General features: G+C 61.0%; 14 protein-coding genes and 1 tRNA gene. 13 read left to right on the top strand and 2 right to left on the bottom strand.

Features of this window, described 5'->3' with window-relative positions:
• Positions 1-152: 152 nt before the first annotated feature.
• The 9 genes from D2V04_RS13875 (at position 153) to D2V04_RS13830 (ending at position 10614) form a co-directional block, all read left to right on the top strand.
• Positions 153-242 (top strand) — tRNA-Ser (locus tag D2V04_RS13875).
• Between the two features lie 1137 nt (positions 243-1379).
• The gene (locus D2V04_RS13865; protein ID WP_228766460.1) at positions 1380-1880 is read left to right on the top strand and encodes a sigma-70 family RNA polymerase sigma factor; all 501 of its coding nucleotides are present in this window, start codon (positions 1380-1382) and stop codon (positions 1878-1880) included.
• Between the two features lie 93 nt (positions 1881-1973).
• A complete protein-coding gene (locus D2V04_RS13860) occupies positions 1974-2969 on the top strand; it encodes a FecR family protein (RefSeq protein ID WP_119514324.1) in 996 nt (331 codons plus the stop codon).
• A gap of 185 nt (positions 2970-3154) precedes the next feature.
• Complete coding sequence (locus tag D2V04_RS13855) at positions 3155-6217, top strand: TonB-dependent receptor (protein WP_228766459.1); 3063 nt, start codon at positions 3155-3157, stop codon at positions 6215-6217.
• Positions 6217-7107, top strand: coding sequence for a Slam-dependent surface lipoprotein (locus D2V04_RS13850; protein WP_228766458.1), 891 nt, complete (start codon positions 6217-6219; stop codon positions 7105-7107). The genes D2V04_RS13855 and D2V04_RS13850 overlap by 1 nt, the downstream gene beginning before the upstream one ends.
• A 100-nt stretch (positions 7108-7207) precedes the next feature.
• Positions 7208-8719 (top strand): surface lipoprotein assembly modifier, encoded by a 1512-nt coding sequence (locus D2V04_RS13845; protein WP_228766457.1) that lies wholly within the window; start codon positions 7208-7210, stop codon positions 8717-8719.
• A gap of 47 nt (positions 8720-8766) precedes the next feature.
• Positions 8767-9363 (top strand): biliverdin-producing heme oxygenase, encoded by a 597-nt coding sequence (locus D2V04_RS13840; RefSeq protein WP_119514322.1) that lies wholly within the window; start codon positions 8767-8769, stop codon positions 9361-9363.
• Positions 9347-9769, top strand: a complete 423-nt coding sequence (locus tag D2V04_RS13835; RefSeq protein ID WP_228766506.1) for a YbaN family protein — start codon at positions 9347-9349, stop codon at positions 9767-9769. The genes D2V04_RS13840 and D2V04_RS13835 overlap by 17 nt, the downstream gene beginning before the upstream one ends.
• Entirely contained in the window at positions 9766-10614 is an 849-nt protein-coding gene (locus tag D2V04_RS13830) for an energy transducer TonB family protein (protein WP_228766456.1), read from the top strand. The genes D2V04_RS13835 and D2V04_RS13830 overlap by 4 nt, the downstream gene beginning before the upstream one ends.
• A 638-nt stretch (positions 10615-11252) precedes the next feature.
• Here D2V04_RS13830 and D2V04_RS13825 read toward each other — a convergent pair.
• Positions 11253-12140 carry a LysR substrate-binding domain-containing protein gene (locus tag D2V04_RS13825; RefSeq protein ID WP_119514320.1) on the bottom strand — a complete coding sequence of 296 codons (888 nt, stop codon included), beginning with the start codon at positions 12138-12140 and terminating at the stop codon, positions 11253-11255.
• 234 nt (positions 12141-12374) lie between these two features.
• Between D2V04_RS13825 and D2V04_RS13820 the strand changes: the two genes are divergently transcribed.
• Positions 12375-12695, top strand: a complete 321-nt coding sequence (locus D2V04_RS13820; protein ID WP_119514319.1) for a UrcA family protein — start codon at positions 12375-12377, stop codon at positions 12693-12695.
• Between the two features lie 358 nt (positions 12696-13053).
• Here D2V04_RS13820 and D2V04_RS13815 read toward each other — a convergent pair whose 3' ends face one another.
• Positions 13054-14097, bottom strand: coding sequence for an aromatic ring-hydroxylating dioxygenase subunit alpha (locus tag D2V04_RS13815; protein ID WP_119514318.1), 1044 nt, complete (start codon positions 14095-14097; stop codon positions 13054-13056).
• A gap of 399 nt (positions 14098-14496) precedes the next feature.
• Here D2V04_RS13815 and D2V04_RS13810 point away from each other — a divergent pair, with 399 nt between their 5' ends.
• The 3 genes from D2V04_RS13810 to D2V04_RS13800 all read left to right on the top strand — a co-directional run.
• Positions 14497-15633, top strand: coding sequence for an acyl-CoA dehydrogenase family protein (locus D2V04_RS13810; RefSeq protein ID WP_119514317.1), 1137 nt, complete (start codon positions 14497-14499; stop codon positions 15631-15633).
• Positions 15634-15659: 26 nt separating this feature from the next.
• A complete protein-coding gene (locus tag D2V04_RS13805) occupies positions 15660-16406 on the top strand; it encodes an electron transfer flavoprotein subunit beta/FixA family protein (RefSeq protein ID WP_119512998.1) in 747 nt (248 codons plus the stop codon).
• Positions 16407-16515: 109 nt separating this feature from the next.
• Positions 16516-17384, top strand: an 869-nt coding sequence (locus D2V04_RS13800) for an electron transfer flavoprotein subunit alpha/FixB family protein (protein ID WP_147391810.1), incomplete at its 3' end; no start/stop codon positions are given.

Below are 17384 nucleotides of genomic sequence, written 5' to 3'. Positions count from 1 at the left end.
ATATAGGGTGTCGCATCCGCCAGACAAGCGCAGCACGCGCGTCATCCCCAGTCATGTCGAACAAGGGGCTTGGCAAGGCGGCGGACCTCGGCTAACCGCCGCCCTCCCGAACGCGACCGGGGCGCCCGCGCGCCCTATGCGCTTCCTCGTGCGGAGAGGTGCCGGAGTGGTCGAACGGGACGGTCTCGAAAACCGTTGTGCCCTTACGGGTACCGTGGGTTCGAATCCCACCCTCTCCGCCATGAATCCCCTCGCAGGGGTTCGCAAACGTCCACCGAGATTGACGTTTTCCCCCTGAATTCCGAGACTTAGCGGCTCGATCGGTTCGCGACCGTTCGGAGGCCTTCGCTCGCCCGTTGGCCTCAAAACGTGGTCCTGGAGGGTCTAAAACGTGGACCCAGGCCGGAAAAAACGTGGTCCCGGAGATGAACATGCTCAGCGATGCAAAAGTCCGCACAGCAAAGCCGCGAAAGAAGCCCTACAAGCTCACAGATAGTCACCGCCTCTACCTGCTGGTGAAGCCCGGCGGATCGAAGTGCTGGCAGCCTACGTTCCGATCCGCGGCGAGAGAATGGGCTTTCTGGTCTGCCTCTGTTGCCGCGCCATCGAGATGTTCTCTGTCTCCGATCTTACCTCGGCACTGGACACCTCTTGCAAGGCAGCAGGCTTCTCCCCGCGGCGATCCCTGTTCGAAGTGCCGGGCCTGTGCGACGAATGTGCACAGAGCAGGGATGACGCGAAGGAGCCTCTCCGACAAATGCAGCGCCCACGGGTTCGCGCGCGCGATCCGGGCGAGATCGACGGGGAGTCGGTGTGAGCTGAGGCGGTGCCTGGCGCGCGAACTCGTCAAAACGAGGCGCTCCTACACCACCGCATCGGTACTCTTCGGTTTCGGTCGTGAACGGCTGACGAATAGCCCGGGACTGGCCAACAGCGAAATGCATGGTCATCGCCAATCTGTTCGATGCAAGGCCGCCACGCATTGTCGGCAGCGTGTTGGGATAGGATCCCTACAACACACCGTCCAACCCTCGCACGATCGGCCCAATGCCCACTAAGCGCTTCTGAAGCTAATTCCTGCGGTTCGTCCCGTCAGCATCTCAATGGAACTGACGGCACGCTTTCAGGGCGAGCGCAAACCTGTTCGAACGATCGGCGACGGACCACGGTGATGCAGCAATTGGGCCCGGACTATTTCACACGCACTGCATACCGGCCTCTCGACTCCCTGACCGCTTCATAGAACTTGGTCCGATGCAGCGTTTACCCAGGAGTGGCGATGCGGCACCGCACATTTGCGATTGGTTCGCAATAATGAAAGTGCTACTCGGCTTAGACGATATCTCAGCCAGATTTAGGAGCAACGCCGGGTGTCTAAGATGGATACCCTTCAGGTCTTCCTTGCGGCGCAAGCGGAACTGCTTCGTTACGCCGTCAGGATCACGGGAGACACCGTCGAGGCGGAAGATGTGGTGCAGGAGGCCTGGCTACGATTTCGTTCGATCACCAGTGCGCGCGTGCTCGAAGAACCCAATGGCTATCTCTTCCGGATCGTCCAGAATCTCGCGCTGGACAGGCAACGGCGCAAAAAACGGGAGACACAGATTTTCGCCCGGGGGGATGCAGCCGCAATAGCCCTCGTGCCAAGCGACCGGCCTTCGCAACACGTCGGCGCCGAGGCGAAAGATGAACTCGCCGCGCTCCGACGCGCGCTGGCGCAACTGCCGGAGCGGACACGCCGAGCATTTGAAATGCACCGTTTCGAGGAAATGAAGCTGGTCGAGATCGCGGCCGAGCTCAGAATTTCCAAGAGCCTGGCACACTCGCTCGTGATCGATGCAGTTGAATTCTGCAAGGCGGCGCTGCGCCGCGATTGGTGATCGATTGCAGAAACTCCCGGAATTGTAGCCTCCCCGTTCGTTGTATGCGTAAAGCCATGGAGTTTCGTCCGCCGAGCGCTAGCAGTCACGAATATGGGAACGGGAATGAGCGCAGGAACTGAGGCTGATCGGAGGCGCGACGATCTCAGTCGTCAGGCCGCCGCTTGGCTGGTTCAGCTAGCAGACGAGCCGGACAACGCCGCGCTGCAGCTAGATTTCATGGATTGGCTCGGCACCAGCTCCGCTCATCTCGAGGCCTGGGAGGAAACGGAGCGTGTTTCCCGCCTGATGACGGCCGCGGGCTCTGTAGTCCGGCCTCGTCCCATTACGGCGTCGATATGGGCTAGAGCGGGTCGTTTCCGACGTTTGTCGCCCGCTAAAGCGCTGGCGTCTGCCGCGCTGGCGGCCTGCCTCGCCTGGGCGGTTGTGCCTGACCTCGCGCTGCACCTCCAATCAGACGAGATCACCAGGACAGGCGAACTGCGCGTGGTTGAGCTCGACGACGGCAGCACGGCATTTCTGGCACCTGATACGGCTATCGCGTTCGACGACAGCGCAAAGAGTCGGTCCCTGGAGCTTCTTCGTGGAGAAGCCTGGTTCGATGTCGCGCACGACAAGAGCCGACCGTTCACGGTCGCCGCGGGCGAAAGCACCGTCACCGTCCTTGGCACCGCCTTTTCGGTGCGCCAGATCGATTCCGGAGCGGAGGTCGCGGTGCAGCGCGGCAGGGTTGCAGTTATGCCGCCTCGCGGCGTAGAGCCGGCCCGGATAGAATTGACGGCGGGCCAGTCCGTATCGGTCGGCAGCGCCGGCGAAGCCGCCCGCGGCGAGATCCGGCCCGATCATGTGGCGAGCTGGCGCGAGGGCGTGGCGATCGTCAACGATCAGCCAATTGGTAACGTCATCGACCTCCTCCGCCCCTGGTACGAGGGCTATATCCTTGCGCGCGGGCCCGGGCTCGAGACGCGCCATGTCAGCGGGCTCTACGATTTGCGCGATCCTGACCGCGCGCTGGAAGCGCTAGCGCGGGTACAGAACGTGACTGTCACGCGCGTATCGCCGTGGCTGCGGATTGTGACGATCCGCTAGCCTGCGCCAGCTTTTTTCGCCTGAAGCATTTTCTTTTTGGAATTCACCGCTGCCGGCTCGTTGAAGTCATGCAACTCATTCTCATTAGCGAGTGAGAACCGTGAATTTCGGCAAGAGGAATACGATACGTGAATTCCGGGGGAGCCTTCCAAGAATCTACAAAGCGGCGGTTGAGGGCAAGCGCGTTGTTCGCGTCGGCAGCGATCGGCGTGCTCGGCGCGCCGATGGCCGCACAGGCGCAGGCTCAGGCCGCTGCTTCGGAAGAAGCCCGGTCGTTTGACGTAGCGCCGCAATCAGTCGTCGATGCCCTAGCCGCGTTCGGACGGCAATCGGGCCTGCAGGTTAGCGTGGAGGCGAGCGAGGTCCGAGGGCTTTCGACGCAAGGCGTCAGGGGGACAATGACGCCGTCGCAGGCGCTGGACCGCCTGCTGGCGTCCACCGGCCTGGTGGGGCGAATTGCGGATGGGATCGTTTCCGTTCGCCGGATTTCGACCGGTGCGGCCGATCCGGACGCGTCCGGATCGGTCGTGCTGGGACCCCTTCGTGTCGAGGGAGTGACCACGACAGCCGGCGAGACCGGAGCGCAACAAGATGCTCGCGGGCACGATGAAGTTTACGATCTCGACGTTTCGTCCTCCTTCGCGGGCAAGGAAGAAGTCGAGCGCTACAAGGGTGTGAATACCGCCGATGTGCTGAAGGGCATGGTGAATGTTTTCAGCGGCGATGCCCGCAATGGCGGCGCGCTCGATCCCAGCATTCGCGGTGTCCAAGGGCCGGGGCGCGTGCCGGTCATCATCGACGGGACCGAACAGGCGCTGACAGTCTGGCGCGGTTATAATGGCGCAAGCAACCGCAGCTATGTCGATCCCAGCCTCATTTCGGACGTTCAGGTCCTCAAGGGGCCGGTGTCCATCCGGGGGGTGAACGGTTCGACCGGCGGCGCTGTCGTCATCAATACGCTCGATGCCGATGACATTTTGAAGCCGGATGAGACCTTCGGCGTCGAATTCAGACTCGAAGGCGGGAACAACTCGACCAATCCGCGCCTGCCGACGCTCCTCACCGGGCAGGACTACAGGGACGTGCCCGGCTTTACGGACGGAGGAATCGGCCCCACCTATCCCTATGGCGACCCGTCGTTGCGGATAAACCTCCGAACGGAGGACGACAACGAAGCCTTCTCCTTCGGCGATCGCGCAATCCGCATCGCCGCGGCGGGCCGGATCGGCGATTTCGACCTGTTCGGCGCTTATGCCTTCCGCGAGCGCGGCAATTATTTCTCCGGCACGACGGCGCCGGATTATTATCAGCAAGAGGAACTGCCGGCTAACCTCTCCGACAACTATGTTCGCAGGCTCGGGCTGAATTACGAGCCGGGCAACGAGGTTCCCAACACATCGAGCGAGCTGGAATCATTTCTGCTCAAAGCCACCTGGCGGATCGCTCCCGACCAGTATCTTCAACTCGGCTTCCGCGACAGCCGAACCAAATTCGGCGAGATCATGCCCACGCGCATATTCAGCGGTAGCGTCGATTCCTTCGGCAATGTGCAATGGCCGCTCAGCAAGGTTCATGCCCAGGCTTACAATACCGAATACAAATGGCAGCCCGAAAGCCGCTGGATCGACCTCGAGGCCAATCTGTGGGCGACCGATACGGTCAGCGATACCTATAGCGCAGGCGGGTTTCCGAACTCGGCATCCGAAGAAGATCCGATCATCATCAACAGCGCGGTCTCCAATGCCGATAATGACCGTTACGGCTTTACCGCTAGCAACCGGTTTAGCCCGACCGCCGCGCTCGATTTCCTGCTCGAAGGCAGCTGGCAGCATGAGAAACTGCGATCGGACGACCAGTATACCGATGCGGTCGCGAATGGCTGGAGGCAGTATCCACGCGCGGGCCGGCGCGAGGAATATCGCATCAGTTTCAGCGGTGAATGGCGTCCTGCGTCGTTCCTGAAACTTAGTGCCGGGCTTACCTATTCGGGCTATTGGGCGAAAGACGATTTTCTGCCCGAACTTCTGGAATATCGCGGCGGGTCGATCACGCAATCTGTAACGCCCAGCTTTGATACCGAATATGCAACCTCCGAATTTGGCGCGGAAGCTTATGAAGCATATCTAAGGGAAAGATATGCCTCTACTGGCGCCACGCAGGAACAAATTGACAGAATTGTTGCGCGAAATCTTGAACGATACATCGCCAACCCCACTCCCTTCGAAGTGCAGCATACCGGCATATGGGAACCGGATGCTGACGGCAATTTCCGCCGCGCCGACAATCCCTGCCTAAATGGCTCGCTGGACTCACTAGAGAATTATATCGACGAAAGCTGCGTCGTCAGCGCCAACAATGTGGCCGTTTCCGTTACCGAAGCCAAGCGAAGGTCCGGCCATGGATGGGCGCCGACTGCCTCGGCGACGGTCTATCTGAGCGGCGGCAGCCGCGCCTATCTGCGCTATGCGCAGGCCTATCGCTTCCCCAGCATGTTCGAAAGCACGATCGGCTTTTCGGCATCGCTCAATCCCCTCGCTGACCTCAAACCTGAACGGATTCATTCCTGGGAAGCTGCCTTCATTCAGGACCTCAGGCCACTCTTCCACCTCAACGGCGAGCATCAGCACGCTGACCTGAAGCTCACCTGGTACCACAACACGACCCATGACGTGATCGAACGGGACACAAACCTGCAGTTCAGCAATCTGGACAAGCAGGTGATCGCCGGTTTCGAGTTGCAGGCCCGCTATGACAATGGGGGTTTCTTCACCGATCTTAGCGCCGGTCATATGACCACCAACAAGGCTTGCGACGAAAGTGTCGCCGCAACCCTGGATCCGTCACGAGGGCGCGTGCCCGATTGCGTGAAATACGGTTTTCTCGCCAGCTTCCTGCTCACTCAGGCGATACCGGAAGACTCGGTCAACTGGACCATTGGCGGTCGCTTTCTCGACCGGCGCCTGGAAGTGGGCGGCCGACTGACTTGGTATAGCGAATATGACAATCCTCAGCTCGACGAGTTCACGGACCCCGACGACTGCGTTGGCGGGTGCGTGCTGAACATCCCGTTCACCTGGGATGAGATCCTCACCTTCGATGCCTATGCAAAATTCCGGATTAGCGAGCGCTTCAGCGCGGAACTGACCGGCCTCAATCTCACCAACCGCTATTATCTGGATCCCCTGTCGCGGTCGCTGCTGCCTGCTCCCGGGCGCACCGTGCGGCTCAGTCTGACCGGGAAGTTCTGATGCACCGAATTCAGGGCCGCCACCCCATCTATCAATCTGCTCAATCGGAGATGCCGGTGGCGACCCTGGATGACAGCGCCCGAATGGTCGGGTGCCTCAACTCAAGGAGAATTACCATGTTGAATGCGCATCTCAAGCTCGCTGCGGCTGCGCTCCTGGCGTCCGCCGCCTTTGCCGGCAGCACCCATGCCCAGGTCGTGGGCGATTCCAGCAACACCGCCAAGGTCAAGATCGACGAGAGTACCGTCAATGGCGGGCCGCACAGTTCTGGCGAGGTCGGGATCAACGTGCCCGCCCTGACATCTACCCAATATGTCGACTTCCTGGGCTTGCAGAATGTCATTGGCACCGATGGAAATGGCGTCACGACATTCACGGCCACGACGACCGACGTCGACGATCATAGCACCTATGGTCGCTTCGACTTCGCCAAAGTCGGCTCGCACGACATCTATTTCGGTGAATGGTCGCAGACCGGCAGCGCCACGGCAGGCGATCACACCGTCTATTATGGCGGCACGGGTGCCACCGCGGCCGGCAATATGCCTAGCAGTGGTACAGCTACCTACACAGTGAAGGGCATAAGCAACTATGCCTCGAGCGGCACGCCGCTAAGCGGCACATTCACGGCCAATTTCGGCACCGATACGGTGACCGGGTCGATCCAGAACTCCGCCCTTAAGGTCAATATCGGAACTGCCGATATCGTCGGCTCTGAGATTCTGGGCTTTGGCACCGCCACTGCAACAAACCCGAGCACATCCGCCACTCTCGCCAGCAACGGCGACGTCAGCGGGCAGTTCTTCGGATCGGCGGCGCAGGCTCTGGCCGGCATCGTGAGCTTCAGCAGCAATCAGTACGACACCGCTTTTGGCGGCACGAAGAACTGATCGCTCCTGAATGACTTGGGCCAGAGCCGCTTCCCTCCGGCTCTGGCCCTCCCTCCCTCCATGTTCCGAATGAGCGCCGCGTTTGCCCCAACGACCGATCATGTATGCAGCAGCCTGGCAATTCCGCCTCGCACAGCGCGCTGGGGCCGTGTTCCTGTGCCTTGGCGTGATGATCGCCCCCACGGCCGCCGTGGGGCAGGCGACGACCGATCAGGATACGCGCATACGCCTCGACCAACAGATTGAGCGGCAGAAGCGCGACACAGAATCCGATCTGCTTGAAGATGCAGAGTCTTTCGACCGTCCAGCTTCGCTCGAAATCGACGGCCAGACCTATTCCGTTGACGACAATGTCAGTGACGTGGGCAAGGCGCTCTACATCTCTGTCGCCCGTCAGCAATGGCGCGATGTTCGCCGCTTCCTTGCCGCTTACGAGCGCTTTTCCGACCGCGATCCTATGCTTGTCCACTATGCAAAGGGGGGCCTCGCCCGCCACTCCGGCGACCTGGACGTGGCGGAAGGGCACTACCGCGAGCTGCTGACGTTGCAGCCCGATTTCCCGCTCGGGCAACTCGAACTCGCGCGCGTCCTGTTCGAAAATCGCAAGGACAGTGAGGCACGCCATGCCTTCGAGCACGCTCACCTACTTCTGACTGAAGAAGGGGACAGGGCTGCCGGCGTCCGGCGCACGATCGACGCATTTCTGAACGCGTTGAAGCGCAGGCGCGGTTGGCAAGGCACGATCGCCATCGGGCCGGGCTACAGCACGAATCTGAACCAGTCCTCGGCAAGCTACACCTGCCTGCTCGAAGCCGACGACGGGACATGCCTCTTCGATCGCAAGGTGCCCGATCCGATCAAGGCGGCAGGCGTGAATTTCGAGGCTACGCTGGGGCGTGATGTGCCGCTCGGCGGCCATCACGGCATTAGAGCGCGGGGCCTGCTCTTCGGCGACGTCTATCCCGATCATCACGACTATTCACAGGTGACGGCGATCGCCCGCCTTGGCTACCAATACCAGACCGCCCGAAACACCGTCACTCTCGCGCCCTCGTTCGAGATCGGCTCACTCGGATCATCCGTGCTGTACGATGCTCCCGGCGTGAACGCGGAATGGACGCATGTCGCTTCGCCTCGCGCGATGCTCCGGATTGAGGGCAATTACCGGGATTTTCGCTATCGCCGGCGAGCCTATGATGCGCAGAGCGGCCCCCTGACGGATATCAACCTCACGGGATGGTACTCGCTGTCCTCGAGCTGGACGCTGTTCGGGGGCCCGGACTTCGCGGCCAAGGACACCGACGATCCCGTTGACTCCTATCGGCAATGGGGTGCGCGGCTCGGCGTCAACAAAATCTTTGGTGCCAGTGCGAGTCTGCTTTTGCTAGGCTCATACCGGCATCGCAAATACCGCGCGTACAGCGAATTGTTCGAAGCGCAGCGCCAGGACGACCAATTCAACGCCACCGCAATCGCGCGCTTTCCGGCCCTGAAGTTTGCCGGCCTCGTGCCCGAAGCCGTGGTCCAGCACAACCGCGTCAAGAGCAACATTGACTGGCTCTATTCCTACAACCGCACGACCGCGAGCCTGAGGCTCAGCCATGCCTTCTAGCGGTTCACGGCTCCCTCATTTTGCCACCAAACAGGAGTGACATGCCAATGACCGCGACCATCGCCGACCTGTCTACGAGCCGCGCCAAGCGGCTCAAGGCGCTCACCCAGCACGTCCATGAGAGAGTTGATCGTTCGATCATGTCGGCCGCTTCGTTCGACGATCTGGACCGCTACAAGAGGTTCCTGGCGGTTCAGTATCTCTTCCACCGCGACGTCGCCGCGCTCTACGAGGATGCCCGGTTACAGGCATTGGTTCCTGGTCTGAGATCGCGCCAACGTTTGGCGCTTGTGACTGCGGATCTGGCGGACTTGCAGACCGCCCCGCCGTCGGCGGCGGCGCCTAGCTTTGCGTCAGGCGATACACTTGACGTACCTACTGCGCTGGGATGGCTTTACGTCGTGGAAGGCTCGAACATGGGTGCAGCCTTGCTCCGCAAGGAAGCGGCGAAGCTCGGATTGTCGGATAGCCACGGCGCACGGCACCTTGCTCCCGCGCCTGAAGGGCCCGCGGCGCACTGGCGCACGTTCACCAGCGCGCTCGATAGCGCAGCCTTGAACGCAGGCGAAGAGGGCCGCGTTACCGACGGGGCCATCGCTGCCTTCGTGCGGGTCCTGAATCATGTCGATGCGAACCTTGGCTGAATCGTCGGCAGACGAGGTGGTCCGCGGCGGCCGTATGGTTCGCACAGGATGGCTGCTGCTCGGCTTCATCTGCATTGGCCTGGGGTTCGTCGGTGCGGTGGTGCCCCTGATGCCTACGACGATATTCATGATCCTGGCGGCGGCTTGCTTCGCTCGATCCTCGCCGCGTCTCGAGGCGTGGATGCTGAAACACCCTCGCTTTGGCCCCGGTCTTCGGGCTTGGCGGAACGAAGGCGCGGTGCCGCGCCAGGCAAAGTTTGCAGCCTGCATCGGCATGGCGATCGGTTATCTCGCGTTCTGGTGGATGGCGCATCCCGGTGCGATCGCAGCTATCGCGGTGGCGATCGTCCTGTTTGCGAGCGGTGGGTGGATACTAAGTCGCCCGCTACCGGGGGATAGCCAATGAGATACGCCCGGTTCGACGAACGTCTCGGCGCGGAGGGCTACAACAAACCTGCTTTCTCCGGCGACGCCATCATGGTGACCCGCAATAATGATCGAGCGCCTCGATCTCCCATGGCCGACGATGTGCCATGGGCGCGCGGCGGTCGTTATTGCGATCAGCCAACAAACTGGCGCACACGCTTGTTCGGTCTGGTTGGAACGGCTCTGATAGCAGCGCTCGTCCTTGCAGGGGCGCTTGTCACTTGGCCGATGGTCACCCCTCCCTCCGTCACGCAGTCGTCACCGCCGCTGATCGTCGTCGATCTGCAGCCGATGGCATCGCCGCCCGAGCCGGTGCGCGAAGTGGCTCCGGGCCCCGAACAAGTCGAACGGCAGGAGAAAAAGCCTGAGCCGGCTCCGGACACGCTGATGCTGCCGCCTTTGGTGCAGCTTCCCCGGCCCAGCATTCCAAGCGCGCCGCCGCGCCCACCCGTTGAGATCGTCGACCCTGGCCCCGTTGTGCCGGAGACCACCGCACCGCGACGGATCACGGCGCCTGCGGCAAGTCAGGTCTCCAACAATGCCAAGCCGGATTGGGAAGCCTTGCTGCTCGCTCATCTGGAACAATTTCGCCGCTATCCCGCGCGTGCGCGCGCTGCGCGGCAGGAAGGCACAGCCTACATCCGTTTTACGATGAATCGCGCAGGCGAGGTGCTGTCTGCGACCGTAGCGCGAAAATCGGGCCATTACGCGCTCGATCAGGCAGCGCTTGACACGCTTAGACGCGCACAGCCGCTGCCGGCGATTCCAAAAGACAAGCCAGATGTCCTCGAACTGACCATCCCAGTGGAGTTCTATTTGCGTTAGGATGTATACTCGTAAGTGCTGACATCCGGAGATCGGTCCTCTACCGAATCCGATCGCAGCCAAACTTGTCGGCTCCTGAGCACCAGCCACTGGTTTTGATGCTGAGCAACCGAGTGGGTCGTGCTTTTCATTTGTGATCACGAAGGCGGATATTTCACCGTTGCTCCTGGATGCCTTCCTCCCGGTATGTGAACGAATGGCCGCTTTGCGGTGTCGATGTCGATGTCTGAGCGTCAGCCATGTCGGCGAGAGAGACCTAAAGTGCTTGAACTGGAGCGACGGCGGCTGTCGGTACTTGGCAGCCCAGGAGCCGCTAGTCCGCTCCGGATGCAAGCTGCCACCCCCCCGAAGCGCATTCCTGTGCGACGATCTGCAGGTGATCGGTCGCGTCTGAACGCGGCCCTCGGGCGCAGGAGCCACCGGGTCGCTCTCCGGGTGAGCCATCGGTCAGCAACGCGCATGACCAAGATTGACGAAGAAGCCTAGGAAGAGGCGTTTGCATTTACTGCAACGGGCTCCTTCCCTTTTTGCGATGGCAATGCGGTGCCAAATCCTCGAAGCCGGGGTCGTCGGAAGGATGTTCCTTCAGGCACCTCTCCCAAGACTTATGCTGGAGGCGCCACGGCGCCTCCAGCTTTTTACGGGAGCCTTGCCTGGCTTTCCTTGCGAGTCTCCTCGATGATCCAGCTGTAGAAGCGATCGACCGCGTGGACGCTCCCCGATGCGGGTTTCGCTGCAATCGCGTAGCTGAACGGCGTGCGGACATATTCGCCGAATGGCCGAACCAGACCCGCCGCATTGCCGTAGAAGTTGACCATGTCTTCGAGCACGAGCGCCATTCCCAGTCCGCTCTGCGCAGCCGCGATCAGCAACGGACCGTCATCGAACGAGTCGATAGTCGGCTCGACATCCTGTGGTAACTTAAGCTCGGCTACCCAGGTTTCTAAGATGTGTGGCAGATGGCGGTGTACCAGCAACGGCGTGCTGCGCAGCGCTGCCTTCAAACCGTCGAGAGGATCCACGATTCCCTCTCGAGCTACGAGAAAAGCTCCCTGCGGACGAAGCTTCTCGAACGCGACTCGCTCTGCGCCGTCCTCCGCGAAGAAGATGATCATATCGAGGCTTTCACCGAGCTTTTCGATCGGAGATCCGGATGTGTCCAATCGAAGATCGATGTCGGGATTGCCCTTGCGAAAGTGATCGAGCCGAGGAATCAGCCATGCCGTGGCGAACGAGGTCGGAACGCCAACGATCAGTCCCTTCCTTCCTGGCGAGGCGCGTCGTTCGAACGCAGACGCGATCTCATCCAAGGGTCGCTCGATTTCAGCGAACAATCGGCGGCCCTCGTCATTCAAGCGGTACTCGTTACCCCCGCGACTGAAGAGTGCGCGCCCCGCGTGCAGTTCGAGCTTCTGAACACGGCGGCTCAAGGCAGATACCGATAGATTGAGGTCCTCCGACACTTTGCGAAGGGAGCCGGCGCGAGCGGCCGCAATAAAGGCTTCCAGCGAACCGGTGGGGGGCAAGCGGCGAATGACAAATTCCTTGTTGCTGACCGGTTATGCCCGACCTCGTTGCATTGCACAATTTCCTCCTGAGCTGGCATCCTTCAAGAAGACATCCGCTTTGCGCAGTGGATAATCGTGGAATATCAGGATCATTTTGCAAACTTTCTAGGATTGCAACGGCCATTGATGTCTTTGCGATGGAACACAGCATCCCCCTCTTTACACTGCAGTGCAGCATGAAAGGAGACTCGTATGCCAAGTTCCAAGACACTCCTCGCCGTCGGGCTGTTGGCCGTGACTGCACCCTTCGTCGCCAACGCAGGCGAGCGGGTCGACTTCTCCTTCAGGGAGGGCGAACTGGCGACCCCCGCCGCACGCCAGTTGCTTCTCGAGCGTATCGAGAGAGCATCCCTACAATCTTGCGGGAGCGCTTCGGCACTCGTGACGGAAGTTGCGACGAAGCGTTGCGCCGACGATCTCACCGATCAATTTGTTCGAGCGATCGCCAACGAAGCCCTTTCGTCGCTCGCAGAGTCGAAAGCCCGGGCAGCTTACCGGACTGCCCGCCGATGAGGCGCGCCTACGGCGAAGCTGGAGGCTCCGGCTTGCAAGTTCCTGCCGGAGCCGCAGATATTCGGCGAGGTGTCGTGACCGGCAAGAAGTGTAGATTGCGCATGCGCTAAATGGGCGCGAAGCTGTTGTCGTGACTCACGCTTAATGGAAGGCACCTTGAGGAAACCGACTTGCCCTGGATCTCGCGCGAGATCGAGATCGGCGAGATCCACGAGGCCTATGCAGAGCTGGGGCGCGATCGCGCGCAGCAAGCATCACCATCGTAACACCCCAGGAAAGAAGAAGGGAGCGGTGCCGGGTGCCGCTCCTTTTGAGTCCAGGGTTGCAAAAAGGTCTAAAGACGGCAGTCGCTTGTAGCTCAGGCTGCGATGCCTTGGCCGTTCTCGGCCTCGTACATCGAGCTGAGCAGGCGGCGCGCCTGGTTAACCGCACCGTCGCTGGCGATGCCGACGAAGTTGCGCTCGGGCTCGTCGTCGATCCGCTGCTGCTGCAGCTCCAGCGTCTCCTCGTCCTCGGAGATGGTGTCGAAGAACTGGTCAAAAAGCTTTTCAGGCACACCTGTTGCGGGATCTGCGGTCGTGCAGATCGTCCAGAGGTAATGGCTGGTCGTGTCGGTTTCGGGCGTGATGAAATGATTATTAGCAAGGACAAACCCATTGTCCCGCCGGCCTTCATATGCACCAGTGCCTGCGTCGCAGCCACCAGCATTGACGCGGCAGGTCATGCCACGGCCGGGTTCGAAGCGAACCTCCTGCCAGCGGTCAACCCGGCCCTTGAAGCCGCCCGCATCGATGTAGGAACGTGGCGGCACCGAATTGGGCATCTTGCGTAGCAGTTCGACGCGCTTGCCGTCGAACTCGACCTTGGTGTCCGCGCCGTAGTGCTGCTCCGGATTTCCGCCGATCGTCCCCGCATGGATATAGGGCACGTGAGTGAGATCCATGATATTGTCGATAATCAGCTGCCAGTCAGCCTTGACCGGGAAATTATAGGGGCGCCATGTCCATGCCGGATCGTTATGCTCAGGATTGTCGATGATCTGGGCGGGATTTGCCAGTTCGGCATCGCCCATCCAGATCCAGATCAGGTGATCTTTCTCGATCACAGGATAGCTTCTGACATTGGCCGCTGGAGGAATGCGTTCCTGATTAGGAATGCGAACGCATGAACCCTTCGCGTCGAATTCGACACCGTGATAGGCACAGCGGATCCGACAACCGTCAACATGTCCGGCGCTCAACGGCATGGCACGATGGCTGCAGCGGTCTTCCAGCGCGGCAATCTCGCCCTCCTCGGTGCGGAACAGGACGACAGGCTTGTTTAGGAACTTGCGGGCAATGGACTTGCCGGTTTCGATCTCTGCGGCAAATGCTGCAACGTACCAGGTGTTCTTGATGAACATGCCTCTCTCCAGAATTTTCGCGCCGATCTACACGGCATTTTTCTGATCCAGATCAGAATATGATCGCCACATGCGCGCAAGCCAATTTCAATAGAATAATGCCATAAGTTTTCCGGGGCTTAGGGCGGGTGAGTTGGCCGGGCCAAGCGGGCTTGGAGTGTGAGCCAGCTTCCCAATGTCGTCGTCAAAAATGAATGCCAGTCCTGCAAGCTGGCGAGAAACCTACGTAATATCAGTAGCGTGCTGATGACGGATGGTTGGGAACTGATCCGTTCCCAACAGAATGCTTCGCGCAATCTCCCGCCAGATGGCGCCAAAGATTAAGTCGCTACTTGCAATGGTAGGACCATTATGCTTCTCCGCGAAGGAGAGTGAATTGAGACTCCGGAAAGGCCCACTATGGATTTCGAACTCCCCGACGAGATCAAGGATTTCTGCGAAGCAACCCGCAGCATCGTGAACGACCTGCTCCCCCTGGAGCGTGACTTCGTTGAGACCGGCAAGGTTCCGCCGATCGTACGGGAAACGCTGGTCGAGAATGGCTATTTCGGCATGGCGCTGCCCGAGGAATATGGCGGCCTGGGCCTCGGTGCATTGGCGCAAGCAGCAGTGCAGATGGAGCTTGCCCGCCTCCCGCCCCAGTTCTGGACCGAAATCCGCCCGCTGATGGGGCCAGGCGCCAAGAATATCGCCTATCACTGCACAGACGCGCAAAAGGAAATGCTGATACCCGGCATGGCATCCGGGGACCTTCCCGTAGCCTTCGCGCTGACCGAGCCGGGATCCGGTTCTGATCCGGGGTCCATGCGGACTACGGCAACCCGCAACGCAGATGGCTGGGTGGTCAACGGTTCGAAGACCTATATCTCGAATGGCAAGAACGCCAAATATGTCACGGTTTACGCCTATACGGACAAGAGCGCGGGACCCCGTCGAGGTATCTCCGCCTTCCTTATGCCCGCGGACACACCCGGTTTTGCCGTAACCGGAACGATCGAGCTAATGGGAACTTCGCCCGGAGTGTACGAGCTGACGTTTGACGAATGCCAGGTTGGCCCGGACGCGCTGATCGGCGAAGAAGGCAAGGGCTTTCACTACGCATTGGAATGTCTGAACGAAGGCCGCATGAACGTCGGTGCGACCGCCGTCGGCATGGGTGAATACGCACTCGAACTCGCCACGGAAGAGGCCAAGGTGCGTCCCGCATTTGGCAGTGTGATCGCCGATTTCCAAGCTATCCGTCACTACCTTGCTGGCATGGCGACCGACATGCGTGCTGCGCGTCTGATCCTGCTGGATGCCGCATGGCGTTATGACCAAGGTGAAAAGCGGCGCGAACTGGCGTCCATGGCCAAATTGTTCGCGACCGAGGCGGGCAGCCGCACGGTCGATACCGCACTGCAGATCTTTGGCGGTGCCGGCTACTGCAAGGGCTACGCGATCGAGCGGCTTTACCGTGATATTCGCATCACGCGTATCTACGAGGGATCTTCCGAAATCCAGAAGAACACCATTGCCCGCGAATTGCTGCGCTAAGCCTGCCAGGCGGAAAGGATAGCTGCATGAAGATCCTCGTGCCCGTGAAACGGGTGATCGACTACAACGTGAAGCCTCGGGTGAAGGCGGACGGTACGGGTGTCGATCTTGCGAACGTCAAGATGAGCATGAACCCGTTCGACGAGATCGCGGTCGAGGAAGCGCTGCGAATCAAGGAAGCCGGCAAGGCCGAGGAAGTGGTCGCGGTTTCGATCGGTCCGGCCAAGGCCCAGGAAACGCTGCGCACCGCGCTCGCGATGGGCGCCGACCGTGCGATCCTGGTCCAGACCGATGACGAGGTCGAGCCGTTGGCGGTCGCCAAGATCCTCAAGGCGATCTACGAGGCGGAGCAGCCAGGCCTGGTGATCCTGGGCAAGCAGGCGATCGACGACGATTCGAACCAGACCGGCCAGATGCTGGCCGCGCTGACCGGCCGGCCGCAGGGCACCTTCGCCAACGACGTCGAGATCGACGGCGAGAGCGTCACCGTGAAGCGCGAGATCGACGGCGGCCTCGAGACAGTCAAGCTCACGCTTCCGGCGATCGTCACCACCGACCTGCGCCTGAACGAGCCGCGCTATGCTTCGCTGCCGAACATCATGAAGGCGAAGCAGAAGCCGCTCGATACCAAAAGCCCCGCCGATTACGGCGTCGACACTGCGCCGCGTCTCAAGACGACCAATGTCTCCGAACCGCCGGTGCGGCAGGCGGGTGTGAAGGTCGCCGACGTCGACGAGCTGGTCGCCAAGATCAAGGCGCTTGGGATCGCTTGAGCTTAGCAGGTCTGCTCCCGTTCGCCCCGGATCCTGAGCCACGCCGAAGGATCGAAGGGCCGCTCACCACCTCGAGCGCTGCGGGACAACGGAATTTAGGGAAGAGACGATGAAAACGCTGGTTCTGGTCGAACACGACAACGCTTCGGTAAAGGACGCAACGCTGTCCGCGGTCACCGCCGCCGCCAAGCTCGGCGAAGTGCACCTGCTGGTTGCCGGCAGCGGCTGCAGCGCGGCGGCCGAGGCGGCCGCGAAGATCGAAGGGGTGGGCAAGGTCCACGTCGCCGACGATCCCGCCTACGAGCACCAGCTGGCCGAGAACGTCGCGCCGCTCGCGGCCGAGCTGATGAAGGACCACGACGCCTTTCTCGCTCCTGCCACGACCACCGGCAAGAACATCGCCCCGCGCGTTGCCGCATTGCTCGACGTGATGCAGATCTCCGACATCCTGTCGATCGAGGGGGAGAAGACCTTCACTCGTCCGATCTATGCCGGCAACGCGATCGCGACGGTCGAATCGAGCGATCCCAAGCTGGTCATCACCGTGCGCGGCACGGCTTTCGACAAGGCCGGCGCCGAAGGCGGTTCGGGCACGGTCGAGGCGGTCTCCGGCGCCGGCGATGCGGGAATCTCGAGCTTCGTCGGCCAGGAGCTCGCCAAGAGCGAGCGTCCCGAGCTGACCAGCGCCAAGGTGATCGTCTCGGGCGGCCGCGCGCTCAAGGACGCAGCGACCTTCGAGGAATATATCATGCCGCTCGCCGACAAGCTCGGCGCGGGCGTGGGTGCGAGCCGCGCGGCGGTCGATGCGGGCTATGTCCCCAACGACTACCAGGTCGGCCAGACGGGCAAGATCGTCGCACCGGAAGTCTATATCGCGATCGGCATCTCCGGCGCGATCCAGCACCTCGCCGGGATGAAGGACTCCAAGACCATCATCGCCATCAACAAGGATGAGGACGCGCCGATCTTCCAGGTCGC

The organism is Pelagerythrobacter aerophilus, from assembly GCF_003581645.1.
GTDB lineage: Bacteria > Pseudomonadota > Alphaproteobacteria > Sphingomonadales > Sphingomonadaceae > Pelagerythrobacter > Pelagerythrobacter aerophilus.
Note: the sequence above shows the minus strand (reverse complement) of the source record. Positions and strands in the feature narration are given on the sequence as shown.

What these genes read in the sequence shown, in the direction of transcription:
- D2V04_RS13865 (WP_228766460.1), top strand. Translation starts at nt 1,380, where the DNA reads ATGGATACCCTTCAGGTCTTCCTTGCGGCGCAAGCGGAACTGCTTCGT.
- D2V04_RS13860 (WP_119514324.1), top strand. Translation starts at nt 1,974, where the DNA reads ATGGGAACGGGAATGAGCGCAGGAACTGAGGCTGATCGGAGGCGCGAC.
- D2V04_RS13850 (WP_228766458.1), top strand. Translation starts at nt 6,217, where the DNA reads ATGCACCGAATTCAGGGCCGCCACCCCATCTATCAATCTGCTCAATCG.
- D2V04_RS13845 (WP_228766457.1), top strand. Translation starts at nt 7,208, where the DNA reads ATGTATGCAGCAGCCTGGCAATTCCGCCTCGCACAGCGCGCTGGGGCC.
- D2V04_RS13840 (WP_119514322.1), top strand. Translation starts at nt 8,767, where the DNA reads ATGACCGCGACCATCGCCGACCTGTCTACGAGCCGCGCCAAGCGGCTC.
- D2V04_RS13835 (WP_228766506.1), top strand. Translation starts at nt 9,347, where the DNA reads ATGCGAACCTTGGCTGAATCGTCGGCAGACGAGGTGGTCCGCGGCGGC.
- D2V04_RS13830 (WP_228766456.1), top strand. Translation starts at nt 9,766, where the DNA reads ATGAGATACGCCCGGTTCGACGAACGTCTCGGCGCGGAGGGCTACAAC.
- D2V04_RS13820 (WP_119514319.1), top strand. Translation starts at nt 12,375, where the DNA reads ATGCCAAGTTCCAAGACACTCCTCGCCGTCGGGCTGTTGGCCGTGACT.
- D2V04_RS13815 (WP_119514318.1), bottom strand. Translation starts at nt 14,097, where the DNA reads ATGTTCATCAAGAACACCTGGTACGTTGCAGCATTTGCCGCAGAGATC.
- D2V04_RS13810 (WP_119514317.1), top strand. Translation starts at nt 14,497, where the DNA reads ATGGATTTCGAACTCCCCGACGAGATCAAGGATTTCTGCGAAGCAACC.
- D2V04_RS13805 (WP_119512998.1), top strand. Translation starts at nt 15,660, where the DNA reads ATGAAGATCCTCGTGCCCGTGAAACGGGTGATCGACTACAACGTGAAG.